The organism is Clostridium beijerinckii HUN142, assembly GCF_000621745.1.
In the GTDB taxonomy this organism is placed as follows: domain Bacteria; phylum Bacillota; class Clostridia; order Clostridiales; family Clostridiaceae; genus Clostridium; species Clostridium beijerinckii_A.
Window position 1 is genome coordinate 76,327 of sequence record NZ_JHXK01000010.1, and the last position, 26,665, is coordinate 102,991.

Below are 26,665 nucleotides of genomic sequence, written 5' to 3' on the forward strand. Positions count from 1 at the left end.
TTTGGAATTTTACGGATTAATAGGAGAAAAGTTATCTCATAGTCTTTCACCTAAAATTCATAATACGCTTTTTAAAGATTTAAAAATAGAAGGGGCATATAAGCTTTTTGAAGTTGAAAAAGAGAATTTAGGTAAACTTATAGAATCAATAAAGCTTCTTAAAATAAAAGGGGTTAATGTAACCATACCTTATAAGCAAGATGTAATGGAATATTTAGATTTTATATCGGATGAAGCTAAAAAAATAGGAGCAGTAAATACTATTTATTTAAAAGATAATAAGTTATATGGGTATAATACAGATTATTATGGGTTTGGAACTATATTAAATAATAATAAGATTGTTATAAGAGATAGTATTGCTATGGTTCTAGGAAATGGTGGGGCGGCTAAGGCTGTTATTACTTATCTTTTAGATCATGGCATTAAAAAGATTTACTTAGTTTCAAGAAAAATCAGAGGGAATTCTGCAGATAAAGATGAAAGAATAGAATTTAAAACTTATGAAGAAATATCAGAGATAAAAGGTGATATTTTAATTAATACGACTCCGCTTGGCATGTACCCTAAAGTTGATGATACTCCTGTTAATGAGGATATAATAAATAACTTTAATTCATTAATAGATATAATTTATAACCCTAAGGAGACAAAATTCTTAAAAATAGGGAAGAATTTAAATAAAAAAGTATGTGGTGGTATTGAAATGCTAGTAGGGCAAGCTATAAAGGCGGAAGAAATATGGCAGGGATGCCAATTAGACAATGAACTAACTAAAGGTTTATATTCAATATTTGAAAATGAATTTAAGTAGGTGGCACATATGAAAAACAAAGTAGTATTCATTGGAATGCCTGGATGCGGAAAGAGTACAATTGGCAGATTGGTAAGCGAAGAATTAAAAATTAACTTTATTGATATGGATAATTATATTGAAAATATGACATCTAAAACGATACCTGAACTTTTTGAACAAGGAGAAAATTCTTTTAGAGATTTTGAATCTTTAGCTTGTAGAGAATTAGCTAAAGAGGGAAAGGTTATAATTTCTTCAGGTGGTGGTGTAGTGAAAAGAAAAGAGAACATAGATGTATTAAAGGAAGAAGCTTTTATTATTTTTATTGATAGACCATTGGAAGAGCTTTTAGGAGATGTGGATATATCAAAAAGACCTTTACTTAAAGAAGGTAGGGAAAAGATAATTAAGTTGTATGAAGAGCGCTATGAATTATATAGATTATGCGCAGATAAAATAATTAGAAATGATAGAGAAATTGGAAATATAGTTAATGAAATAAAAGAAGTTATTATAGATAACTTAGAAATGAATTAAGTATATAAGATGTAATAATAAACTTATTTTTAAAATTATAGTAAGGCAAGTACTAAACTAGAAGAAAATGTAGAAACTCAATTGAAATGTACATATATATGTTATGTTGAAAATCTTACATTATAATCTTATAAAATTAATATAATTTGCTATCACAACTTATGTGAAGAAGGCTCGCTAACTAAATAATTTATTGTAATATACATTATAGTTTAGAAAAATATAAATGCTGAAGGGAGGGATATTAATGAAGGTAATGGTAATAAATGGACCAAATTTAAATATGGTTGGAGTTAGAGAAAAAGGAATTTATGGCACTAAATCTTTTGAAGATATATGTGAATATATTAGAGAAGAAGGCAAAAAAAGAGGACATGAAATAACTCTATTTCAGAGTAATTGTGAAGGTGAAATAATTGATGAACTTCAAAAAGCATACTTTGAAAATTATGATGGGATAATAATAAATCCAGGAGCTTATACTCATTATAGTTATGCAATTCATGATGCAATAAAAGGAATAAATATTGATACAGTAGAAGTGCATTTGTCCAATGTGCATGCGAGAGAAGATTTTAGAAAGAAATCTGTAACTGCACCCGCTTGTATAGGACAGATGTGTGGATTTGGAGAAGATGGATATATATTAGCTATTAAGGCGCTAGAATTGAAAAAGATGTCTAAATAGTTTATATTATATATAGGAGGCTCGGCCTACTCTATTCGATGAGGAGAAAGTTCTCAACTAATTTTGGAGTTGAGCTATCTATTTGTAGTACAGAAGTATAGTAGAAAAAAGAAAAGTAAAAAATTAAAAAGTAGTACAGGAGGAAATTAAGATGATAATTATTATGAACCCAAAAGCAAGTGAGGAAGATGTAAGGAAGGTAAAGGCAGTAATTGAATCAAAAGGATTAGAAGCTCATCTTTCTAAAGGAGACACATATTTTATAGTAGGAGCTGTTGGTGATACTTCAATATTAGATCCTAAAAAATTACAAGTATTAAAAGGTGTAGATAGGGTTATGAAGGTTCAAGAACCTTTTAAGAAAGCAAACAGGATATTTAAGCCTGAAGATACAGTAGTTAATATTGAGGGATCAATAGTTGGCGGTGGGAGACTTGGAATAATGGCTGGACCGTGTTCTGTAGAAAGTGAAGAACAAATTGTTGAAATCGCAAAAAGAGTAAAAGCAGCAGGAGCCAACTTTTTAAGAGGTGGGGCATTTAAACCAAGAACTTCACCTTATAGCTTTCAAGGTTTAGAGCTTGAAGGATTAAAACTTTTAAAAACAGCAAAACAGGAAACAGGACTTCCTATAGTAACAGAACTTATGTCTACTGATTACGTAGATACTTTTGTTGAAGAAGTGGATATGATTCAAATTGGTGCTAGAAATATGCAAAATTTCGATCTATTAAAGCAAATAGGTAAAACAAATAAACCAATACTATTAAAGAGAGGTTTATCTGCAACTATAGAAGAATGGCTTATGTCAGCAGAATATATCATGGCAGGTGGAAATGAAAATGTAATTCTTTGTGAAAGAGGAGTAAGAACATTCGAAACTATTACAAGAAATACATTAGATTTGCAAGCAGTTCCAGTAATTAAGAAATTATCACATTTACCTATAATTGTTGATCCAAGTCATGCAGGAGGTTATGCTTACTTGGTAGAACCAATGGCAAAAGCAGCAATTATAGCTGGGGCTGATGGACTTATGATAGAAGTTCATAACGATCCTGAAAATGCACTAAGCGATGGACAACAATCACTTACTCCAGATCAATTTGATGTGCTAATGAGTAAAGTTAAAGCTGTAGCAAAAATTGAAGATAAGCAAATCTAATTCTATATAAGGGAGCTATAGATATGAAAATAGTAGTTGTAGGTCTTGGAGTAATTGGGGGATCATTTACTATGGCTTTAAAAGAAGCTGGGTATAATGATGTTTATGGAATAGATATTAATGAAGAATCTTTAGAAAAAGCTAAAAAACTTGGATTAATAAGAGAAGGTTTTAAAAACGGAGAAGAAGTAATTAAGAGTGCAGATTTTATAATTATTTCATTATATCCTAGATTAGTTAAGCAATTTATTATAGATAATAAAAGCAATTTTAAAGATGGTGCAGTAATAACAGATGCTACTGGAATTAAAAAAATGTTTATCGAAGATATTGTAAATATATTACCGGAGAATATAGATTTTGTTTTTGGCCATCCAATGGCAGGACGGGAGAAAAAAGGAATAGATTTTGCAAGTAGCCAAGTTTTTAAAGGTGCAAATTATATTTTAACACCGGTTTCTAGAAATAAAGAAGAAAATTTAAACATGGTGGAAGATCTGATTTATAAAATTGGATTTAAAAGAGTTAAAAGAATAACTCCAGAATATCATGATGAAATGATTGGCTACACAAGTCAGCTTCCGCACTCATTAGCTGTAGCACTGGTAAATAGCGATGTTGAAGGAAGAGAAACAGGAAGTTTCATTGGAGATAGCTATCGTGATTTAACAAGAATTGCTAATATAAATGAAGACCTTTGGAGCGAACTTTTCCTTGGAAATAAAGAGAATCTATTAAAAAGCATTGAAAATTTTGAAGTAGAATTGGATAAAATAAAAGATGCAATAAAATATGATGACAAAGAAACCTTAAAAGAGATATTTATAAAGTCTACAAAGAGAAGAGAAAAATTGTAATTGTATTTATGCTAAGCACAAATTGACTAAAACGGTTGATCTTTGAAATAGTTACAGTTTTATAAGATATTTAAGCCTATATAAATAAAAAATCAGGACTTGTTGAAAAAGTTCTGATTTTTTTGTTGAATAGAAAGGTATATTTTGGGAAATGAAAAGAATAAGATTTGATTAACTTACTTTTACTTCCTTTTGTAAAATATGTTTATGAATTTTATATAGTTGCAAATTATAAGGTTTTACTTAAATTTTTTATAATATAATTAAGCAATTAATTTTTGAATGAAGAAATATATTTGTTTTTCATGGAAGCAAGGTAATTTCACAAAATGGATAAACTATATTGCTAACGTTTCGGTAATTTTTCTTTAAATATTATTTTAAATTTCAATGGAAGATATCTGTATCATAGAGACGTTCATAGAAAATAAGTATTTTTTTAGTTAGCTCACTAATTCTTTTTTGTAGTTTAAAATTGCTATTGGCTCAAAATATGATTTCCTTTCTCATGGAATATCTATAGAATAATATCTCTTTATATCCGAGACAAAGCAACATATGTGATTATAATATATTACCACATATTATCTTTTACATATTGTCCCCACCAAGTATAACTTCCCCAAGAATTAGTCATATCTAGCCATGAATTTGCAGAATCATTTCCAGCCCAAGACCATGCGATAAATCCGATTTTATTTTGTTTGCAATAACTTAATAAATGAGCAACATCAACTTTGCAACCAAGATTATTATTACCGCTATTATAGTTATAACCAAATTCTCCAACTATAATTGGAATACCTTTACTTTTACAACTGCTTAAGAATGAATCTATATCTGAATTGCTATTCCATGATCCATACATGTGTATGCTGAATATAACATTCTTATTAGTATTGGAATTGTACACATCAAGAGCATAGTTTAGTATATCACTGCTATCTTGTCCCCATCCGCCTGCATCGATTACAATAGTACCAGTATAACCAGCAGTACGTATTTTACTTATAGAACTTTTGTAACCATCTCTCCAAACACTACTGTTAGCTGGACCCCATTCATTAGCGATATTTAACCAAGCCTTAGGGTGATTCTTCATTACTGTTAATACATCACTACGAACCCAATAATTCACACAAGTATTCAACGAGTCTGTAGTGGTACCACCAGTTGCATCATGAAGTTCAACTATTGCTTTAAGGCCTAAATTATCACATTTTGTAAGGTAATCATTTAATCTAGAAGTTGATCCGCTAGTGCTCCAAACAAGACGAACAGTATTAAATCCTTCGCTATTAATTTTGTTAAGAGAAGAATAGGATTGACTATCATACCAGATTGCAGGTACGTTCGTGCCTCTTATCCATGAAGAGTCTTCGGCTGCACTAGCTGGAGTTTGGAAAGTAAACATCGATGCAGATAACAGTAACAAAGATAGCATTAGTTTGAATTTAGATTTTTTAATCATAACTTTTCCCCCTTTTATGATATATCGTTTACAGACAAATTATAATTTAGTATCACTATGAAAGTCAATAGAAAAAAGTTAAAAAAAGTATAACGATAAGGTAATTTTAAATTAAAATGTATTAATCATTAGGTCTTATAAAGATCTTACAGTAAAAAAATATTATTAACAAATTAAATAATTTTGTTCTGTAAAAATTAAGTTAATTAGATTATAAAGTTAACATAGAAATATGCAAAAATACCGAAAAATAAACTATTATTACTATAACATTGACGTGCATTGATAGAATAAATAAACTATTTATAAGAGAACGTTTACTAAGAGTGATAGCGGAAAATTCTATAGTAAGCAATAAAGATTAAAAATTATTGAAGGGCTAAAAACTACAAAAAATAATATTTTAAATCTTGTAAGGATTAAAAAACAATGGTATATTATATTTATTCTTAGATTAACGTTAACCTAAAAATAGTTTTAATAACAACGCAAGTAAATAAGGAGGCGTAATATGGCTGGTATTTCACTTAAAAATATAGAAAAAACTTATCCTGGTAATGCAACCGTTGTGAAAAATCTAAACTTAGAAATTAATGATGGTGAATTCATTGTTCTTGTTGGACCATCAGGATGTGGTAAATCTACTACGTTAAGAATGATTGCAGGATTAGAAGATATAAGTGGAGGGGAACTATATATTGGGGATAATTTAGTTAATGAGGTTTCACCTAAGGATAGAGATATTTCAATGGTATTCCAAAATTATGCATTATATCCTCATATGACTGTATACAAAAATATTGGATTTGGACTAAATTTAAGAAAAGAAGATAAGAAATTAATAGATAAGAAAACTAGAGAAGTAGCTAAAATATTAGATATTGAGTATTTACTTAACCGTAAGCCTAAGGAGCTTTCAGGAGGTCAAAGACAGCGTGTAGCTTTAGGACGAGCCATGGTTCGTGAACCAGCAGTTTTTCTTTTAGATGAACCGCTTTCGAATTTAGACGCAAAGCTTCGTGCTGAAATGAGAGGGGAGATTACTAAACTCCATAGGAGATTAGGCGTTACCTTTGTATATGTTACTCATGACCAAATTGAGGCAATGACAATGGGAGATAGAATTGTAGTTATGAAAGATGGATACATACAACAAGCAGATAAGCCAATGGTGTTGTATGATTCGCCGGCTAACCTATTTGTTGCTGGATTTATCGGCTCGCCACAAATGAATTTTATAGATTCAACTATTGAAAAGAAAGATAACCAATACTATGTAAAATTCAATAGCTATAGTATTCCTATTCCTAAAAGTAAAGGTGGAGAGGAAACTTTTGAAGCGTATATTGGAAAAAATGTTGTTCTTGGAATTAGGCCAGAACATGTCAGCATAGAAAATGATTTCTTAGAAGAACATGAAAAAAGTACACTATATGCTCAAATAGCCCTTCATGAATTAATGGGAGCGGAGGTGTATCTTTATGTTAATTTCGATAACAAAAAGTTAACTGTTCGCGCATCAGCAGATACTATAGTAGAACCTGGAGATATGATAAAGATAGCAATTGATGAATATAAGATGCATTTATTTGATAAAGAGACAGGAAAAACAATTTGAAATTAATCTAGTTGGAAAAAGTAATAGAGTGGTTGATAAAATCTAAGTGTATAGATTAGCTTGATGAATTTAATGTGGTATTTTTTGTTCGTGCTACCAACTATTTTTCTATATTGAACATCCTTGGATAATTGGTAGACAATCTTTGGCTGTATAGAACTTATAACGGGTAAAGTAGCTTTATTATAAATTTAATGCTTTAAGGTTGGAACCTAACTTGGAGGTACATTATGAGATTATTTTTCTTTGATTACAATAAAGAGGGGCGAGGTGTTTCCAAAGATGCACCACCTAAAGAGGGGTTGGCCTTATTTGGGGATATATTTGCGCGTGAATTTACGTCGCTGCTTAAATTGAACTTACTGTTTATAATTTGCTGTATTCCTATTATATCTATTGGCCCCGCTATTGGAGCGATGACATCAGTAACAGTTAAAATGGTGCAGGATAAACCTTCAGATTTATTTTATGATTTTAAGGAGGCTTTTAAGAAAAATTGGAAGCAATCCTTTCTTGTTTGGTTATTTGTGATTGCATTTATGGTGATTCTAGGAAGGTTGTTAGCTTTTTGTATTGCCACAGAAGGATTAATTTATAGTATAGCAACTTCAATTATTATCATAATAGGAGTATTCTTCTGTATTATATTGATATACATATATCCAATGAGTATAGGTATAAATTTACCATTAAGGATAATTGTTAAAAATTCAATGTTATTAAGTGTTGTGTATATGAAATATTCTTTCGTAACATTCATACTATGCATATCTCTGATAGAAATAAGTATTTTATTTTGTCCATTCACTATACCTGTTCTTTTTTTGTTCACATTTTCTTTTTGCAGTTTTTTGAGCAGTTTTTGTGCTTGGAATGGAATAAAAAAATATATATTAAAAAGTGAAAAGGAGAGGAATAGTGAGGATAGAGAGTAATAAAAATCAGTTAATTAAAAATTAAAAAAATAATTAAAATTTAAGTTAAATTAATTAAAAAGTAATATAATTATGGTTAACAATATTGACAATTATTAAATTTGAATATATACTAAAAACGATTAAACGTTAACTTAAAAAAGAAGAGGGGTATGAAAAATGAAAATCCGTAAACAATTAGCATTATTATTAGCTGGTGCGGTAGCTGTTGGATCGCTAACTGGTTGTGGTAGCAGTAGTACTAGTACATCAGAAAAAAGTGATGGAAAATCAGGTGGAACTATTACAGTATTAACACATAGAACTGACATGGACGAAACTTTTAAAAAGTATAAAGAAGAGTTTGAATCAAAACATCCTGGAACCACAGTTAATTTTGAAGCGTTAAACGATTATCAAAATACAATGAACACTAGAATGGGAACAGAAGATTATGGTGATGTTTTAATGCTGCCTGCTAACATAACTAAAAATCAATATAAAGATTATTATGAACCAATTGGAACTAGAGAAGAACTTAAAGGTAAATATGATTTCCTTGATAATGCAGATGTAGATGGAACTGTTTATGGTTTAGCAACTGGTGCTAACGCTAATGGTTTTCTCTATAATGAAAAGGTTTTTAAAGAAGCTGGAATTACAAAAACTCCAACAACACCAGAGGAATTTATAGCTGATTTAAAAGCCATTAAAGAAAAGACATCTGCAGTTCCGTTGTATACAAACTATAAAGATGACTGGGCCTTAACTAACTGGTCTGCGGCGCAATTAGTTAACGCGTCAGGTGATGTAGACTACCCAAATAAAATGATTTATGACAAAAATGTATTTGCACAAGGGCAACCTCTTTATACATCATTAAAGTTATTAAATGATGCAGTTGCTAATAAGTTAGTTGAAGAAGATCCGATGACAACAGATTGGGAGACTTCAAAGCAAATGGTGGCTGATGGTAAAATAGGTGTAATGGCTTTAGGATCATGGGCAGTTGGTCAAATGAAGGCTAAATCTAAAACACCTGAAGACATTAAATTTATGGCATCACCTATATCACATGATGGAAAACAAGTTATGCAAATTGCCCCAGATTATATGATGGGTGTAAATGTTCATAGTAAAAACAAAGAAATTGCAAAAGAATTCGTAAAATACTTCGTAGAAAAATATCCAAACGATTCGGATATGGTTTCTTCTCTTGTTGGTGCAAAATTACCAGACTTCTTAGCGGGATCAGGAGCAACATTAGTTCAACAAAAGATGGGTACTACACAAATGGCTACTGATTTAGATAAAGTTCAAAAAGAATCATTACTTAACCTTAATGATAGTAAATGGGTTAAAACAGTAATCGAGATTGGTTTAGGAAATGGAAAACAAACTTTTGATGAATATATGGCTTCATTAAATAAGAGCTGGGCTACTGGAGTAGACTCAATTGGTAAATAGTATTTTAATGTAGTCATTAATTTGAAAAGAGGCGATATAAAATAAAATAAAATATCGCCTTTTTAATTTAAGAGTAAAGGAGTGTTATTATGACAACAAATGCTGAAAATGCCACAGCAAATACTAAAAATGCAGCAACTAGCACCAGCAATATGAAGAAAAAAATTAGCTTCTCCTCATTGCCTTATAACAAACAAAAAATTATAATTTCAGTCCTGTTTTTAATGGTACCAGTAGTGCTATTAGGGGTCTTTACTTATTTGCCGGCAATAGCAATGGCTGGATATAGTTTTACTGACTGGGATGGTATTTCTAAGACTAAGGAATTTGTAGGGCTTAAAAATTATAAGCTTATAATGAGTGATGCTAAATATTTTGAGCCGTTATTTGTAAGTATATATTATTTTGTTGCATCATTTATTCAAATCGCATTAGGTATTGCAATTGCATACTTAGTTTCATTTGGGTGTAAATTTTCAAATTTATTTAAAGGTGTATATTTCTTCCCATCGCTAATAAATAGTGTTGCAATTAGTTTTGTTTTTATATTCTTTTTCCAACCTAATAGTACTTTAGATACTGTTTTAAAGGCAGTTGGTTTAGGTGGTTTCGTGAAATATTGGTTACAGGATCCGAGTATTGTTAATATATCATTAGCTTCTGTATCGGTATGGAGATATATTGGGTATAATATCGTAATGTTTTCGGCTGCAATGGCATCTATTTCATCAGATGTATTAGAAGCGGCAAGAGTAGATGGAGCTAATAGATTCCAACAACTTAGATATATAATAATACCAGGTATTTCAACAATTCTAGGTTTACAATTATTTTTATCGCTTACGGGAGCATTATCAGCGTTTGAAACACCATATATAATGACCAATGGTGGAAATGGAAGTATGACTTTCATAGTTCAAACAGTACAGTATGCATTCCAAAATCATAGAGTGGGACTGGCTTCAGCAATGGCAATGGTATTATTGGTGATGTGTATAATTATCACTAGTATACAAAATGCAGTTATGAAAAGGAAAGGAATGTAAGAGTATGAAAATAAAAAAAATGAGTGGAAAAGAGATTGTTTATGAAGTAATTAAATATGCCATCTTAATCTTTTTTGTACTAGTATTTATAATTCCTATATTAAGTGTATTTTTTACAGCGTTTAAGACTGGTGCTGAATATACTACTACAAGCCCGTTAGCATTACCTAAGTCTTTCCTTAACCTAGATAATTTTAAAGCTGTTTTTGAAAAAGGTAATATGGTAAATGGTTTTAAAAATACATTATTTGTTTTAGTATTTTCATTAATAGGTTCAATACTTACTGGATCTATGGCAGCATATATATTTAGCAGATTTAAAACAAAGTTTAGTAAATTTGTAAATGGTATGTTCCTAGTTGCTGTAATGATCCCAGGGATAGCAACACAAGTTGCAACATTCCAGATTGTACATGCGTTAGGTTTATTTAATACTAGATTAGCTCCGATTATTCTATATTGCGGTACTGATATAATGACTATATATATATTCCTACAATTTTTAGAGAATATTTCAGTTTCGTTAGATGAATCTGCGATTATTGACGGTGCAAACTATTTTCAAATTTATTATAAAATTATTCTTCCGCTACTTTCCCCAGCAATAGTAACAGTTATGATCACAAAAGGTGTTGGTGTTTATAATGATTTCTACACACCATTTTTATATACACCTAGCCCAAACTTATTAACGTTATCAACAACGTTATTTAAGTTTAAAGGACCATTTGGTGCCCATTGGGAAATAATATCTGCGGGTATTGTTCTGATTATGATTCCAACGTTTCTTGTATTTGTTACTTTACAAAAGCATATTTATAGTGGATTAGTATCGGGGTCAGTAAAAGAATAAGTTAATTATATTTATAACAAAGCTAATAAATAATAATAAATATAGAAAGAAATGCTATTTAAATTGTGTATTCTTTAGAATTATATAATAATACATAAGATTGGCTATTTCTTAAGAAAGGTGAATTAATATGAGTAAAATTTTAGGCGAAAATCTACCTAATATTCCATGGCAAGAGAAGCCAGCTAACTTTAATGGTCCAATATGGAGACATACTGAAAATCCAATTATTAAAAGAAATCCTGTAGAGGGTGTAGCTAGAATATTTAATAGTGCAGTTATGCCTTACGGGGATGAATTTATAGGAGTGTTCCGTGGCGAAACTATAAATGGAAGACCACATATTTATTTAGGGTATAGTAAAGACGCAATTAATTGGGAGTTTGAAAAAGAAAAAATAAAATTTGTAGATGAAGAAGGAAGTGATTATCAACCACTTTATGCATATGACCCGAGATTACTAAAAATCGAGGACGCGTATTATATTATTTGGTGTGGGGATTTTGATGGTGCCGCAATTGGAATAGCTAAAACAACTGATTTTAAGACATTTATAAGGCTAGAAAATCCATTCTTGCCATTTAACCGTAATGGAGTTTTATTTCCTAAGAAAATTGATGGAAAATATGTTATGTTATCTAGACCAAGTGATAATGGACATACTCCATTTGGGGATGTATTCTTAAGCAAAAGTCCTGATTTAAAATATTGGGGAGAACATAGAATAGTAATGCAAAAAGGTGGATCAGGATGGTGGCAGTCAATTAAAATTGGATGTGGACCTGCACCAATTGAAACAGATGAAGGATGGTTAATGTTCTATCATGGTGTAACTGGAACATGCAACGGTTTGGTTTACTCTATGAGTGCAGCAATATTAGATAAGAATTGTCCATCGAAAGTGTTATATAGGGCTGGAAGTATAATGTTAACACCAGAAGAATGGTATGAAGAACGTGGATTTGTAGCCAATGTAGTATTCCCATGTGCGGCGTTAACTGATGCTGAAACAGGAAGAATTGCTATTTACTATGGTGCTGCGGATACGTATGTAGGTTTGGCGTATACTACTATTGATGAAACTGTTAAGTTTATTAAAGAACATAATGAACTTGGAACGATAGACGGGCAAGAGGGGAAATTATAATTTTTTTTATAAACCGCTTAAACGTTAACTTTAAAAAGTGAAGTAAGAATATAAAAAAATAAAATTATTAAGCTGTATTTTAGCTAAAATTAAAACTCTTTTGGAGTATATACTAATAGCGAAATACAGCTTTTTATTGTATAATATTAGAGAACAATGAAAACTAACCGTTTATTTATAAAGAATTGAATGTGAGCAGAAAATTTTTTAAACAGAATAGGATAAAATTTTGACTATAGACAATAATTATAGTTAAAAACTTTTTTATCATATGAAAATATTAAATAATACCCATCATTCTATAATATATTAAATGCAGATGTGTAAAGTTATAAAATTTATTAAGTGGATTAGTTTAACAACAACATTGAAATATTTTGATAATTCCGTATGTTATCATAGTTAGTAAACAAGCAGCATCTATGATAGTTAGTTATACGTACAACAAGAAGGGAATGAATAATATGGCAAAAGCTATTAAACTTGCTGACATTGCTGAAGCTTTAAATGTAAGTAAAGTTACAGTTTCTAAAGCACTATCTGACAAAGAGGGAGTTAGTGATGAATTAAGGGAAAAAATTAAGAAAGTTGCGGCTGAAATGGGATATCGTCAAAATTCTATTGCGCGATCTCTAAGAGATGGTCATACCTATAATGTAGGGGTGCTAATTCCAGAAGGATTTGTTGAAATGTATCATTCCTTTTATTGGGAGTTGTATCAAAATGTATTAAATGCATTAACTAAAAAATCATATTATGGGATTATGGAGATTATAAGCAAAGATGATGAGAATAATAAAGTAATTCCAAGAATGATACAAGATAGTAAAATAGATGGAATTATAGTTATGGGAGAATTGAAAAAAGATTATATAGAATATCTAAATGATCTTAATGAAGTTCCTGTAGTGATGTTAGATACATACGATAAAAATAGTAACTATGATACTGTAACTTCGGATAATTATTATGGGATGTATTTATTAACTGATTACTTAATTGAAATGGGTCATAGGGATATTGCGTTTGTGGGAAATCCACGTGCTACAAGCAGCATTCAAGATCGTTTTTTAGGATTTACAAAGGCTTTACTTGAAAATGGTATTGATTATTCTTCAAATAGTTATATTTCAGATAGAGAAGTTGGCAAGAAAGAAATAAATTTTGAGTTGCCAGAGAAAATGCCAACTGCTTTTGCATGTAATTGTGATTCAGTAGCATATATTTTGATTAAGAAATTACAGGATAAAGGATATAGGGTTCCGGAAGATGTTTCTGTAGTTGGATTTGATAACTATTTAATAACAGAACTATCAGACCTAGGGATCACAACTTTTGAAGTAGATATGAAGACAATGGCTGAAACGGCAGTTGGTGCTATAATAAAGAAAGTGCATAAGAGCGATTATAAGCCGGCAAGAAGAGTTATAAGTGGAAAAATTGTTATAAAAGATACCGTTAGAAAATTAGAGAAAAATTCATAAGAGAAATTAGCCCATTTGCACCGGTATTCTTATGAATAAAAGTGAAAAAGGAATATAAGTTTTATTATATTATTTAACCGATAGTTTTACATTCAGTAAAGCTATCGGCTGTTTTATTTTTTATTTAGGATTTAAGCTTAAATTTATCTACCATTGTATTTAAAGTTTCAGCTTGGGCAGTCAATTCTTCGCTAGAAGCTGCACTTTCTTCAGCTATTGCTGAATTTGATTGAACAACATCAGATATTTTTAAAATACTATCATGTATTTGATCGATTGAATTGGCCTGGGCCTTAGAGACTGATGTAATATTTGATATTAATTCGGTAACATTAGTCGCACTATTAACTACTTCCAATAAGGTTTTAGCAGTGCTATTGGCTAAATCTCTACCTTTATTTACAGCTTTGATAGAATCGGTAATAAGTAATGATGTTTGTTTAGCTGCATCTGCACTTTGGAAAGATAATTTTCTTACTTCATCGGCTACTACGGAAAAACCTTTACCGGCCTCACCAGCTCGTGCGGCTTCGATGGCAGCATTTAAAGCAAGAAGATTCGTCTTGGTTGCTATATCGCTAATTGCCTTAATTATATTGCTGATGTATTTAGAAGATCTTTCTATATCATTTATGGCAGAAAGCATTTGATTCATTTGGGAATTGCTATTTTGTATACTTTTAACTAAGTTCATGGTAATTAAATTAGTATTATCCGCAGTAGTCACAGTATTTTGAACTTGGTTGTAAATCGTTTCTATAGAGGCAGATAATTCTTCGATAGAATTAGCTTGTTCGGTTGCCCCTTCTGATATAATCTGCGAAGTGCTAGCTACTTGACTAGCTCCGCTATTGACTTGCATAGTTGCATCTTTAATCTCTAAGAATACATTGCTTAGGGATGCTACTATATTGTCCAGTGAACTCCTTATTTGAATAAAATTTCCTTTGTAATCCTCTATAATATGGATATCAAAATTTCTATTAGAAATGCTGCCTAAAACGGTAGATATTTCAGTGATATATTTTTTTAGAGTTTTAATCATTTGAGAGAAAGATAAAGCTAATTCACCTATTTCATCATTTGAAGATATATCTATTGAAACTTCAAGGTTACCATTAGCCATTTCGCTTGCCACATTTTTCATATGATCAATAGGGTTGCTGATCGATTTTATAATATTTTTGCCTAAGAAAATGCCAAGAATTAAAGAAATTATCATGCTTGTAATAACAATTATTATACTAACAAATTTTAAAACATTTAATTTGGTAGAAAGTAGATTACATGTATCTATTTTAGTTTGCAATAAGAGTGAAATATCAGAGCTGATTTTATTCATCAAGATGGATCCGTCAGATTTGAAGATTTTTAGCCCAGATTCTTTATCGTTTGCTAAACCTTTTACAACAACAGTGGTTCTGATTTGTTTATATGCTGCTAGATTGATCTTTATTCTGTTTAATATTTCCTTTTCTTCGTTTGAAGTAACAGATTTTGTAACAGTATTTAGTAATTCTTCGATTTCATCTAAAGATTTATTAAGAGAATTTTTGGCATCCTTTTGTTCATTAGCATCAGTTAAAAATAAAGTATCTCTAACTAAAGAATTAGACTTTTCTATTTCTATTCCAAGTTTTCCTATGTCACCTTGAGAAAAACCGTAATTTTTTAAAGCAGAATTATATTCACTGGTTGTTTTTTGTATAAATGTCAAACCTATTAATCCGGAAATTATTCCGATAAATGATACTAACATAAAAGAGTAAAATAACTTTTTGCGGATAGATAGATTTTTGAATTTTTCTTTTACAAAATTTAAGCTAATATATTTGAGATTTGTTGGCTTAAAATTGAAGATTTTTACTTTAATTTTCTCTGGTTTCAGTATTTTTTTAATCATTTGTTTGTCCCCCCTATATATTCACAGTATTATACGTAAATTTAAGTATTATGAAATTTTGATGTAGCTTGCATTGGAAGTATGTATTAGCAAAAAAGATTGATTAAATTAAGAATTAACGTTTAGCTTATATAATAAATAATAACACAACTGTGTAAATAATTACAATATGTCTTAAAAATATTATATAAGATATATAGTAGCTCATTTTTCAATGTCTGCTCCACGAAGATGTATTTTTTTTCTAAATTCAGATGGCGTAAAGCCAGTGTTCTTCTTGAAAATATTTATGAAGTAGCTAAGATTATTGAAACCAACATCAATGCTGATTTCTAAGATTTTTTTATCGCTATTTATTAGAAACTCCTGCGCTTTTGTCGTTCTATAGTAGTTAATGTAATCAATAGGAGTTTTAAAAGTTAGGGATTTAAAGATACGACAGAAATGCCCTTCGCTCATATTAAGTTGCAGAGATAGCTCTTTTATTGTAAGGGATTTATTGTGGTTCATATGAATATAGTTAAGAACATGTTTAAAGTTATCTATCTTATTTGAATTACTAACATTTAATAACTCATTAGCATTCTTATGAGTAACCATAAGCATTATTTTTGAAAAAATCATATATAGATATGATTTAGCTGTTAATTCAAAGTTGCTTTCTCTAATACTCAGTGTAGACATTAATTCTAATAAAAATGATCTTATCATTCTTTCGTTATCGTTGATGCATTTTAAATGATGAGGCAAGTTCAATTGATTATTTATTAACGGATTAATAAATTTAATCTGAATCGAGTCACTACTTTTACTGCTTAGCATATCACAATTAAAAGTCAATGATTTGCAAATACACGAATCACTAAAACTTTGGCTGTAAGCAGAATGAAGTTCGCCAGATCCAATGATGATGATATCGCCTTCGTTTACTTCGTAGGAGGAATTTTCTATTTGAAATATGGCTTTTCCGTAAGTTATTAAAATAAACTCAATTTCATCATGCCAGTGGCAATTAAGCGGGTTTGTTTTATCCCCAATATTAATATCAGAACTATATAAAGGGAACATAGAATCAATAGAATACATAGTTTCTTTAAAAATATTTTTATTCATAAATAATACCTCTTTATTATAAATTCAATTTAATATCAAAATAGTGTTATTATTTGCTGAAATAATGCAAGTTTATGTTTGTAAAAATCATTATACTTATATTAATAAAATTATTCAATTATTATTTAAACGATTAAGTTAAAATACTATTAAATTAACTAATTATATAAAAAGTTGTTAGGAGGATGACACATGGGATTTAAAATAACAGAAGAAATGTTTAAAAGTTCATTAGTTAATAAAGGGGATATAAGTAGAATATTAAAGTTAATCAGAAAAGCTGAGATGGGAGAAGATTTAATAGTAGCATTTTTAGGAGGATCTATAACTCAGGGATGTAACTCAACAGTTCAGGAAAAATGTTATGTTGAATTAACTTATGCTTGGTTAAAAGAAAAATTCAATAGGGTAAATGTTAGGTATATAAATGCAGGAGTTGGAGCAACTGGATCTTTAATAGGAGTTCACAGAGTAGAAAAGCAGGTGATAAGTCAAAATCCAGATATAGTTTTTGTTGATGCCGCAGTTAATGACCATGAAGATTATTCGTGTAAGGTTGCTTACGAAAGCTTAATTAGAAAATTATTAACTAGCGAAAATAAACCGGCAGTAGTAGAAGTATTTATGACGATGGATACAGGGTTTAATGTTCAAGAACAACAAATAGAAATAGGAAAGCGATATAACTTACCGATGATAAGCTTTAGAGATGCTCTAAAGTGTGAGGTTGTGAAAAACAAAATGAAATTTGCTGATGTACTAACTGATGAAGTTCATCCTAATGATGATGGTCATTATATAATATCTAAACTATTGATAAATTTTATTAATAATATCTACGAAAATGATTATAAAGATGGAGAGATTATAAAAATAACAGATAATGTTTTAAATACTCCTTGTGTGTTCGAAGATAGATATATAAATGGAATAATAATTAATAATGCTAATATTCAACCAAAAGAAATGTTAGGATTTGATAATTATGATGAAGGATTTCAAGTGTTTCAAAATGGGTGGAAATATACTATAGAAGATAATAAAGATGGAAAACTAGTTTTTGAGTTAGAGGCGAGAAACATTATCTTACTATATAAAAAGAGCATTTCTATAAACTCGGGGAAAATCAATATAAGTGTAAATGGTAAGAGCAAGGCGTTTTTAGATACTTATTTTAAAGATGGTTGGGGGGATTATTCGGCAACAGAAATACTAGAATTGAATGATGAAGTTAAGAGATATAAAATTGAGATTGATGTGGTTAAAGAAGATATAGCTAAAGAAATAACTATTTTAGGAATATTAGTTTCATAAAGAAAGAATATAAGGTATTACAGCTACTTGCGGAAGTGGAGGTAATACCTTATTTTTATACGTAAATAACATATGGCTTATTGAAAGTGTAAAAATTAACTTAAAGTTTTAGTAAATTCTCAAAATAGATTTGTTCTATTTTTAGTAAGTTGTGTTATATCGTCTTAGTAGTGAAGTTGGTATAGTATATGTAAATGATTTTATACAAAATTATTTGAAATTAGAGTATATTTGAGGAGAAATTTTATGCCTATTAGTTTTAATGAAAAGAGTAAAACATTACATTTATGCAATGACGAAACTAGTTATGTGATGCAGATAACCAATGAGGGCTATTTAGCTCATAGATATTATGGGAAAAGAGTTAATAGCTATGAACTAATTGGTTCATCTAGTGTTGAAGAAACCAATTTAGATGTAGTACCACAAGAATTTTCGGCATTTGGTTCAGGGGATTTTAGGACGCCGAGTTATGAAGCAATTCTTGAGAATGGAGCTAGTACTAGCGAATTAAAATACGTGAAACATGATATTATACCTGGTAAATCTAAAATGGAGTCTTTACCTGCAACTTATGTTAATAATAAAGAGGAAGCTGAAACACTAGAAGTAAAATTAAGTGATGATATTGCGGGGCTTACGGTTATCTTATCGTATACTATTTACAATAGTTATAATGTTATAACTAGATATGCTAAGTTTGTAAATAGCAAGTCTAATGGAGAGAAGATAAATTTGCGAAAAGCTTTAAGTTTTAGCATCGATTTAGAACATTCTAATTTTGATTTGTTACAATTATCAGGTGCGTGGTGTCGTGAGAAGCATATTTATAAGAGAGCATTGGTACCGGGGATGCAGTCTATAGATAGTAAGAAGGGTATAAGCAGTCACCAGCAGAATCCTTTCTTAGCTCTTTTAACAAAGAATGCAAATGAAGATAATGGTGAAGTATATGGTTTTAGCTTAGTATATAGTGGAAACTTTTTAGCAGAAGTAGAGGTAGATCAATTTAGCTGCACAAGAGTACAGATGGGAATAAATCCATTTGATTTTAATTGGGAATTATCTGCGGGAGATATTTTTGAAACGCCGGAAGTTGTTATGGTATATTCTGATGCTGGATTAGGTGAAATGTCGAGAACATATCATAAACTATATCGTGAAAGATTATGTCGTGGTAAATATCAGTTTGAAGAAAGACCAATACTTATCAATAATTGGGAGGCTACCTATTTTGATTTTACTACTGAGAAGATTGAAGAAATTGCTATGGCAGGGAAAGAATTTGGAATGGAACTTTTTGTATTAGATGATGGATGGTTTGGGAAGAGAGACTCGGATAACTGCTCTTTGGGTGATTGGGTAGTAGATAAGAGAAAATTACCAGATGGGTTAGACAGTCTTGTAAATAAGATTACTGATAAAGGGATCCGTTTTGGATTGTGGTTTGAACCAGAAATGGTATCTCCTGATAGTGATTTATATCGTGCGCATCCGGATTGGTGTATTCATGTACCAAATAGAGAACCAAAACAATCAAGAGCTCAGAGATCTCAACTTGTTCTTGATTTAAGTAGAGAGGATGTATGTGATGAAGTTATAAAAATGCTTTCTAATATATTAGAAAGTGCGCCTATATCTTATGTTAAGTGGGATATGAATAGGGGGATATCTGATTTAGGGTCAGCCAGACTTTCTAGTAACAAGCAAATGGAAATATCTCATAGATATGTACTAGGGCTTTATTATATTCTTGAGACCATAACAAGTAAGTTCTCAGAAGTGCTATTTGAAAGTTGTGCCTCTGGAGGTGGAAGATTTGATCCAGGAATGCTATATTATATGCCGCAAACTTGGACTAGTGATGACACAGATGCGATAGAAAGATTAAAAATTCAATATGGAACAAGTTTAGTATACCCAGCAAGTTCAATGGGATCTCATATATCAGCATGTCCTAATCACCAAGTTGGAAGGACAACAAGCTTGGAAACTAGAGGTAATGTGGCTATGTCGGGAAATTTTGGGTACGAACTTGATTTAACAAAGTTTTCAGACGAGGAAAAAGAAATTGTTAAATCTCAAGTAGCTCGCTATAAAGAAATACGTCATATTATTCAATACGGAGAATTTTATAGAATTCTAAGCCCGTTTGAGGGGAATGAAACTGCTTGGATTTATGTTACAGAAGATAAGACTGAAGCGGTTGCATTCTATTTTAAAGACTTGGAAGTACCTAATAGATTTCCGAAAAAAATAAGATTTAAGGGACTAAATCCAGAATATACTTATATAATTGAAGGTACTGATATTGAGGCAGGTGGCGATGAGTTAATGTACTCTGGAATTGATACTATAGGAGTTATAGGGGATTTTTCATCTAGGTCATGGACACTTAAGGCAGTGATGTAGCGCTGAAATTTTAAAAGACTAATTATTTATGAATTAGGGAGAAAATCTATGATAAATAACCTTATAATAATAGATTCTACAGAGATTAAGCATATAAATGGTAAAACAAATAATATAATTAAAGGATATAGCGGTTCAGGATACTTAATTGCATTAATAAATGATGATGATTATATAACTGCTGAAATTAATTTATCACATAATGGATTTTACAGATTAGGAATTAAGTATGCTCTACCTTCAAAAGCCGAATTATCGGTTCCTGAAGAAATCTCTGAATCAGCATTTCAGAAACAATCTGTACACAGAATTTTTATTAACGATGAATGCTATGGAAGTGTAGTATTTGATATAGCTAGTGAATTTGCTATCAAGGAAATCGGAAGCTTAAAATTAAAAAGTGGAGTTAATGAGATTAAAATATCAAAGCAAATTGGATATTTGAATATTGATAGCATAATAGCTACGGAGGGTACTAATTGTATTTTGGATAACCCCAATTTTGTATTAAGTAATAAAGATGCAAGTAAAGAATGCATAGAATTAATGAAAATATTCTCTAAAATATATGGTAAAGGAATTTTATCGGGTCAACATTGCAATAAGGCAAGTGGAACAGATTTTGAATATATAAAGAGAATGACAGGAAAGACTCCAGCTATAGTCGGCTTTGATTTACTAAGTTACTCACTAGCAACTGAAACACCTGATAGTAATTTTGAGTGTATAGATGAGTTAGCTAATAATAAGGGGACTATAGAAACAGCTCTATTTTGGGGAAAAAATACAGATGCAATTATAACTTTATGCTGGCACTGGTTCTCTCCAATGAATGGAAGAGGGAAGAGCTTTTATACTGAAAATACTAACTTTGATTTAGAAAAAGCACTAGTTGAAGGTACTGAAGAAAATATTAATATGATAAGAGATCTTGATACAATAGCTGAACAGTTAAAGATATTTAAAAACAACAATATTCCGATTTTATGGAGACCGTTGCATGAAGCTTCTGGAGGATGGTTTTGGTGGGGAGATAAAGGTCCCCAAGCCTACATAAAGCTATATAGGTTGATGTATGATAGATATGTAAGTTATCATGAATTAAATAATTTAATTTGGGTGTGGAACTCGCCCAATGTAGAGTGGTATCCGGGAGATGATGTAGTAGATATTAACAGTAATGATTATTATGCTCCTCTTGAAAATCATGGCCCACTAACAATTGAATTTCTAAATACAGAAGCTATTCCAAATAGTGTAAAACCAGTAGCTCTAAGTGAAAATGGACCGATTCCAGATCCTAAAATACTTAAGGAAACAGAAACTCATTGGCTATGGTTTATGACTTGGAATAACTTTGTTAAAGAATTAGAATGGAATACCAAAGAAGAATTGATGAAATTCTACAACGATGAATATGTTATAAATTTAGAAGATCTAGCTAAACTGAAATCTAGCTTGTAGGAATTTTGGGTTACAGATATACAAGTTCTAACATTTACTAGACTTAAGTAGTAATTTATAGAAACTGTAGATAAGCTAGTTAAAAATCATACTTATGCTTTGATATATATACTATACTAGAAAGAGAAGGTGCCCTTTTACGAAGTGTTGTGTTGAAAAAATAATTGTATGTATTTCTTCAATAAAAGTTGTTCTATCGCCGCTTGTCACGAGCTTGCACCGGGAGCATTCATGGTTGACACAACTTTTATTGGAATGAATTAACAATTAATTTTTCTGGCAGCCTAGTAACAGGGGGTTTTCTTTTTTTGCTAGTTATACGCATAACTATAAGTTACATGTTATTTATCTATAATGTGCAGCATTCTAAACTGTTTTGGTGTTATACCTGTCTTTTTTTTGAACGTTCTAATTAAATGACTGCAGTCCGCAAATCCCGTCTCTTGACTAATATAATTTAAATCAAAATTAGTAAATAATAATAAATCTTTAACTTTGCTCAATCTTATAAATTCAATATAGTCCTTACAGGATTGACCATACAATTCGTGAAATTTTTTTGCAAAATACGAATAACTCATATGGCATTTTTCAGCAAGGTCTTCTACTTTTATTGATTCATGTGAATGCTCATCTATATATTGTAATATTGTATGTAACGAATCAGTATCATAGGGCATTAAAGTGATGTTATTCGTATCAAATCCAGTTTTTCTCCATATTCTAAGAATTTCTATCAGTAGAGATGAAACTAAAGACTGAAAGCGAATGTCATAACCATAATCTTTAATTACTACTTCTTCAATGCAGCTATTAAATAAACGTTCTGGTGAATTTTTAAATAATTTTGATGGAAGTAATATAGGTGCATAAGGATCGTCTATAGCGCATTTGAATATTGAGCCAAGTTTTGGAGTATAGTTACTATTTATATGAAGATTATTTATATCAAATTTAAGTACACCATACTTTAAAGGTTCGCTTGAAGCTGAAAAAATAGAGTGCACCGCTTGTGGATGAAATAAAATTAAATCTCCAGGCTCGAGGACATATTCCTTATTATTACAATTTATTAATGAAGATCCTTTAATGATAAAAATAATTTCCATATAATAATGCCAGTGAGCCTTTATTGGGAAGCCACCATGTTTAGTGCCAGCTAAAAAGGCTTCATAGGGTGAGGTTAAAACATTAATTTCTTCAAATAAATAATTCATAATAGCCTCCGTAAAATAGATTTGTTCTATTTTTAAACAATTGTATTATATCAGATGAAAAATGAAATTGATATAGTATATGTAAGCGGAGGCGCAATGAAAAAAATAATAGATCAGCATGTTTTTGTTTATTTAATATCATATTACGTCGGTTATTTTTTATATAAAATCTGCTACAAACAAGATTTGCCTTATTCTGCCTAGCGTATATAAAACCTTCGTACAAGAATTAGAACTTTTGTTTTATAAATCTTTTGTTAAATGACAGCAAAAGAGTTGATTTGTTTTGAGAAAATATACATTACATTTTGATCTGTTATTTTCTTCATGGCGCTTAATTTAAAGAAAGGAATGGGATTTATGAAATTTATTAAAGGGTTTACTTTTGCGCCTTTTGCGAGGAAAGGGAGCTATTTAAAAAAAGAAACATATAAGAGTTTAGATAATTTAAGAGAAAGGGTTGGAATTAATTTTATAATATTGGTACCAAATGGTCTTCAGGATACTCCTCAATCAGAAGAGATTTGTTATAGTTCTAATTCTACTATTTCAGATACAGAGTTAGAAAATATCATAAATTATGCAAAGCATATTGGTCTTAGAATAGCGATTAAGCCGACTGTAAATTGTAAAAATGGAACTTGGAGGGCTCATATAAATTTCTTTGATGAAGACGTTCATTGTGAGCCAAAATGGAGTGAATGGTTTGCTTCTTACACGGATTTCCAACTTCATTATGCTCGTATAGCAGAAAAAACAGGTTGTGAAATGTTTATTGCAGGCTGTGAAATGGTTATGTCGGAGCGTAGAGAAAATGAATGGCGTAAACTAATTGCTGATATTAGAGATGTTTATCATGGAGCTGTATCTTATAATACTGATAAATATCAAGAGCATAATGTAAAATGGTGGGATTGTGTTGATGTTATATCTTCAAGTGGTTATTATCCACTTAAGGATTGGGAAAAAGAGTTAGATCGAATCGAAAAAGTAGTCAAAAATTTCGATAAGCCATTTTTCTTTGCTGAAGCTGGTTGTATGTCCACTAAAGGTTCTTCAGAAGTTCCAAACGATTGGAGCCTTGAAGGTGATATAGATTTAAATGAACAAGCAGAATGGTACAAGGCTATGTTTGAATCTTCGCTTAAACGTGAATGGGTATCTGGTTTTGCTATGTGGGATTGGGCGTGCAATCAATATTCTCTAAATAGAGCTGAAAATTATAAAGGTTATGATGTATATGGAAAACCAGCAGAAAAAGTTATAAAGAAGTATTATGATATGGTGGTGGAAAAGTGATAGGTGAAGAAGATAAAACAAATGACAAGTTAGAACCAGGCGAAGAAGCTCTTTTGAAAATTTTTAAACAGAATGAAAATAGTACTTTAAAAACTCTTGTTGGTATATATAAAGGACATTACTTAAAGTTATTTCTTTCAATTATATTTTTCCTATTAAAAAGTTCTCCTGTATGGGTTCTGCCAGTTGTATCCGCGAATATTATCAATGCAGCAACCGATAAAGGTGATAATGCAGTTCATATTATTGTAATTAATATTATAATAATTCTTGTTATGGTACTGCAAAATATACCAACAAATTATGTACATACAGTTCTATATGCAAAAACTATTAGAAGTGTAGAAAGAGAACTCAGAAGTACTCTTGTAAAAAGACTTCAGCAGCTTTCTATTGCATATCATAATCAAATGCAATCAGGAAGATTACAGTCAAAGATTATGCGTGATGTTGAACAGATTGAGAATCTATCATCTCAAGTTTTTATAACAATATTAGGTATTGTATTAAATATTGTAGCAGCTTTAGGAGTTGTTATTTTTAAGAGTTTAACAGTGTTTGTGTTTTTTCTTGCAACTATACCTGTAGCAGTACTTATTATAGTTGCTTTTGGAGGAAAGATAAAAAGGTATAATACAGACTATAGGAAAGAGATGGAAGAGACTTCAGTTCGTGTAATGGAAATGGTGGAATTAATTCCTGTTACCAGAGCTCATGCGTTAGAAAAGCAAGAAACAAAGAAAATAGATAGTCAGTTGGTGAATGTTGCTAAAAAGGGTTTGAAGTTAGATCTTATTCAGGCATATTTCTCATCCATAAGCTGGGTTTCGTTTCAAGTGTTCCAAATAATTTGTCTTGGTTTTACAGGTTATATAGCATTAAAAGGAAACATTACAATTGGTGAAGTTGTATTATATCAAACTTATTTTGGGTCTATAGTAGCACAGATTTCGGGTATTATTACACTATTGCCGACTATTGCAAAAGGACTGGAATCTGTGGATTCGATTGGAGATATATTACTTTCTGACGATGTAGAAAATAACCGTAAGAAAAAGAAAATTAAGGATGTAGAAGGGAAAATTACATTTAAGGATGTGGAATTTCAGTACAAAGATAGTACTGGTCCAATTTTAAAAAATCTAAATTTCTCTATAAATCCAGGAGAAACAGTAGCGTTTGTAGGCACTTCAGGAGCCGGGAAATCGACAATTCTAAATCTAGTAATAGGATTTTTCCAAGCCACAGACGGACAAGTACTGATTGATAATCAGGATATTAAAAATATTAATCTTCAAAGCTATCGTTCCAAGATTGCGGTTGTACCACAAAATGCAATATTATTTTCTGATACTATTCGGGAAAATATCCTTTATGGAATAAAAAACATTTCTGATGAAGAGTTAAGTAAAATAATTAAAGCGGCAAATTTGGAGGAGTTAATAGAATCACTCCCAAATGGATTAGATACCATAATTACTGAACATGGAAGTAATCTCTCTGGTGGACAACGTCAGAGAATATCAATTGCAAGAGCTTTTGTGAGAAATCCGAAGATATTGGTTCTTGATGAAGCAACATCTGCTTTAGATAGCGTTTCGGAAAAAAAGATACAAGAATCAATTGAAAGCTTAGTGAAAGATAGAACAACCTTAGTAGTTGCACATAGGCTATCTACAATTAGAAATGCAGATAAGATTGCAGTTGTAGGAAATGGTGGATTAGAAGAGTTTGGGACTTATGATGAACTGATGGAGAAAAAAGGTGAGTTCTATAAATTAAAGAAATTACAGATGTAATATAAAAGTAATGAAGAGGGCCTACTAGAAACAAAAAGTGATTAGTAGCCAGGGAGAGTGAGTAAAAAATAAATATAATTTAAATTAGAATGAGGATTAAA

General features: G+C 30.5%; 21 protein-coding genes. 17 read left to right on the plus strand and 4 right to left on the minus strand.

Features of this window, described 5'->3' with window-relative positions; all coding sequences use genetic code 11:
- Nucleotide 1 precedes the first annotated feature (1 nt).
- The 5 genes from aroE (at nucleotide 2) to T483_RS0104925 (ending at nucleotide 4,043) form a co-directional block, all read left to right on the plus strand.
- Nucleotides 2-814 carry a shikimate dehydrogenase gene (aroE, locus tag T483_RS0104905; protein ID WP_026885835.1) on the plus strand — a complete coding sequence of 271 codons (813 nt, stop codon included), beginning with the start codon at nucleotides 2-4 and terminating at the stop codon, nucleotides 812-814.
- Nucleotides 815-823: 9 nt separating this feature from the next.
- Nucleotides 824-1,333 (plus strand): shikimate kinase, encoded by a 510-nt coding sequence (locus T483_RS0104910; protein WP_026885836.1) that lies wholly within the window; start codon nucleotides 824-826, stop codon nucleotides 1,331-1,333.
- 247 nt (nucleotides 1,334-1,580) lie between these two features.
- On the plus strand, nucleotides 1,581-2,021 hold the full coding sequence (aroQ, locus tag T483_RS0104915; protein ID WP_026885837.1) for a type II 3-dehydroquinate dehydratase: 441 nt from the start codon (nucleotides 1,581-1,583) through the stop codon (nucleotides 2,019-2,021).
- A 151-nt stretch (nucleotides 2,022-2,172) separates the two neighbouring features.
- Nucleotides 2,173-3,186, plus strand: coding sequence for a 3-deoxy-7-phosphoheptulonate synthase (aroF, locus tag T483_RS0104920; protein WP_026885838.1), 1,014 nt, complete (start codon nucleotides 2,173-2,175; stop codon nucleotides 3,184-3,186).
- Nucleotides 3,187-3,209: 23 nt separating this feature from the next.
- A complete protein-coding gene (locus tag T483_RS0104925; RefSeq protein WP_026885839.1) occupies nucleotides 3,210-4,043 on the plus strand; it encodes a prephenate dehydrogenase in 834 nt (277 codons plus the stop codon).
- A gap of 574 nt (nucleotides 4,044-4,617) precedes the next feature.
- Here T483_RS0104925 and T483_RS28730 read toward each other — a convergent pair.
- Nucleotides 4,618-5,514, minus strand: coding sequence for a glycoside hydrolase family 5 protein (locus tag T483_RS28730; protein WP_051560288.1), 897 nt, complete (start codon nucleotides 5,512-5,514; stop codon nucleotides 4,618-4,620).
- Between the two features lie 511 nt (nucleotides 5,515-6,025).
- Between T483_RS28730 and T483_RS0104935 the strand changes: the two genes are divergently transcribed.
- The 7 genes from T483_RS0104935 to T483_RS0104965 all read left to right on the plus strand — a co-directional run bounded on the left by T483_RS0104935 (nucleotide 6,026) and on the right by T483_RS0104965 (nucleotide 14,043).
- Nucleotides 6,026-7,132: an ABC transporter ATP-binding protein gene (locus T483_RS0104935; RefSeq protein ID WP_026885840.1), complete on the plus strand. Its 1,107-nt coding sequence runs from the start codon at nucleotides 6,026-6,028 to the stop codon at nucleotides 7,130-7,132.
- A 230-nt stretch (nucleotides 7,133-7,362) separates the two neighbouring features.
- The gene (locus tag T483_RS0104940; protein WP_026885841.1) at nucleotides 7,363-8,067 is read left to right on the plus strand and encodes a DUF624 domain-containing protein; all 705 of its coding nucleotides are present in this window, start codon (nucleotides 7,363-7,365) and stop codon (nucleotides 8,065-8,067) included.
- Nucleotides 8,068-8,226: 159 nt separating this feature from the next.
- The gene (locus tag T483_RS0104945) at nucleotides 8,227-9,513 is read left to right on the plus strand and encodes an ABC transporter substrate-binding protein (RefSeq protein ID WP_026885842.1); all 1,287 of its coding nucleotides are present in this window, start codon (nucleotides 8,227-8,229) and stop codon (nucleotides 9,511-9,513) included.
- A gap of 89 nt (nucleotides 9,514-9,602) precedes the next feature.
- Nucleotides 9,603-10,559 carry a carbohydrate ABC transporter permease gene (locus tag T483_RS0104950; protein ID WP_035790011.1) on the plus strand — a complete coding sequence of 319 codons (957 nt, stop codon included), beginning with the start codon at nucleotides 9,603-9,605 and terminating at the stop codon, nucleotides 10,557-10,559.
- A gap of 4 nt (nucleotides 10,560-10,563) precedes the next feature.
- Entirely contained in the window at nucleotides 10,564-11,412 is an 849-nt protein-coding gene (locus T483_RS0104955; RefSeq protein WP_026885844.1) for a carbohydrate ABC transporter permease, read from the plus strand.
- A gap of 130 nt (nucleotides 11,413-11,542) precedes the next feature.
- Nucleotides 11,543-12,559, plus strand: a complete 1,017-nt coding sequence (locus tag T483_RS0104960) for a glycoside hydrolase family 130 protein (RefSeq protein WP_026885845.1) — start codon at nucleotides 11,543-11,545, stop codon at nucleotides 12,557-12,559.
- A gap of 377 nt (nucleotides 12,560-12,936) precedes the next feature.
- Entirely contained in the window at nucleotides 12,937-14,043 is a 1,107-nt protein-coding gene (locus tag T483_RS0104965) for a LacI family DNA-binding transcriptional regulator (RefSeq protein WP_242841805.1), read from the plus strand.
- A gap of 124 nt (nucleotides 14,044-14,167) precedes the next feature.
- Here the strand turns inward: T483_RS0104965 and T483_RS0104970 are convergent, their stop codons facing one another.
- Together T483_RS0104970 and T483_RS0104975 are read right to left on the minus strand one after the other, a co-directional pair.
- A complete protein-coding gene (locus T483_RS0104970) occupies nucleotides 14,168-15,946 on the minus strand; it encodes a methyl-accepting chemotaxis protein (RefSeq protein WP_080696916.1) in 1,779 nt (592 codons plus the stop codon).
- Between the two features lie 204 nt (nucleotides 15,947-16,150).
- Nucleotides 16,151-17,059, minus strand: a complete 909-nt coding sequence (locus T483_RS0104975; protein ID WP_051560291.1) for an AraC family transcriptional regulator — start codon at nucleotides 17,057-17,059, stop codon at nucleotides 16,151-16,153.
- Between the two features lie 192 nt (nucleotides 17,060-17,251).
- On the opposite strand from T483_RS0104975, the gene T483_RS0104980 reads away from it, so the two are divergent.
- The 3 genes from T483_RS0104980 (at nucleotide 17,252) to T483_RS0104990 (ending at nucleotide 22,249) form a co-directional block, all read left to right on the plus strand.
- Nucleotides 17,252-18,373, plus strand: coding sequence for an SGNH/GDSL hydrolase family protein (locus T483_RS0104980; RefSeq protein WP_026885849.1), 1,122 nt, complete (start codon nucleotides 17,252-17,254; stop codon nucleotides 18,371-18,373).
- 246 nt (nucleotides 18,374-18,619) lie between these two features.
- Nucleotides 18,620-20,785, plus strand: coding sequence for an alpha-galactosidase (locus T483_RS0104985; RefSeq protein ID WP_026885850.1), 2,166 nt, complete (start codon nucleotides 18,620-18,622; stop codon nucleotides 20,783-20,785).
- A gap of 48 nt (nucleotides 20,786-20,833) precedes the next feature.
- Nucleotides 20,834-22,249, plus strand: a complete 1,416-nt coding sequence (locus tag T483_RS0104990) for a glycosyl hydrolase (RefSeq protein WP_026885851.1) — start codon at nucleotides 20,834-20,836, stop codon at nucleotides 22,247-22,249.
- A gap of 341 nt (nucleotides 22,250-22,590) precedes the next feature.
- On the opposite strand, the gene T483_RS0104995 is transcribed toward T483_RS0104990, so the two are convergent.
- The gene (locus T483_RS0104995; protein WP_026885852.1) at nucleotides 22,591-23,466 is read right to left on the minus strand and encodes an AraC family transcriptional regulator; all 876 of its coding nucleotides are present in this window, start codon (nucleotides 23,464-23,466) and stop codon (nucleotides 22,591-22,593) included.
- A 360-nt stretch (nucleotides 23,467-23,826) separates the two neighbouring features.
- Here T483_RS0104995 and T483_RS0105000 point away from each other — a divergent pair, with 360 nt between their 5' ends.
- Both T483_RS0105000 and T483_RS0105005 read left to right on the plus strand, forming a co-directional pair.
- On the plus strand, nucleotides 23,827-24,765 hold the full coding sequence (locus tag T483_RS0105000; RefSeq protein WP_026885853.1) for a glycoside hydrolase family 113: 939 nt from the start codon (nucleotides 23,827-23,829) through the stop codon (nucleotides 24,763-24,765).
- Complete coding sequence (locus T483_RS0105005; RefSeq protein WP_026885854.1) at nucleotides 24,762-26,564, plus strand: ABC transporter ATP-binding protein; 1,803 nt, start codon at nucleotides 24,762-24,764, stop codon at nucleotides 26,562-26,564. The genes T483_RS0105000 and T483_RS0105005 overlap by 4 nt, the downstream gene beginning before the upstream one ends.
- Nucleotides 26,565-26,665: the final 101 nt, after the last annotated feature.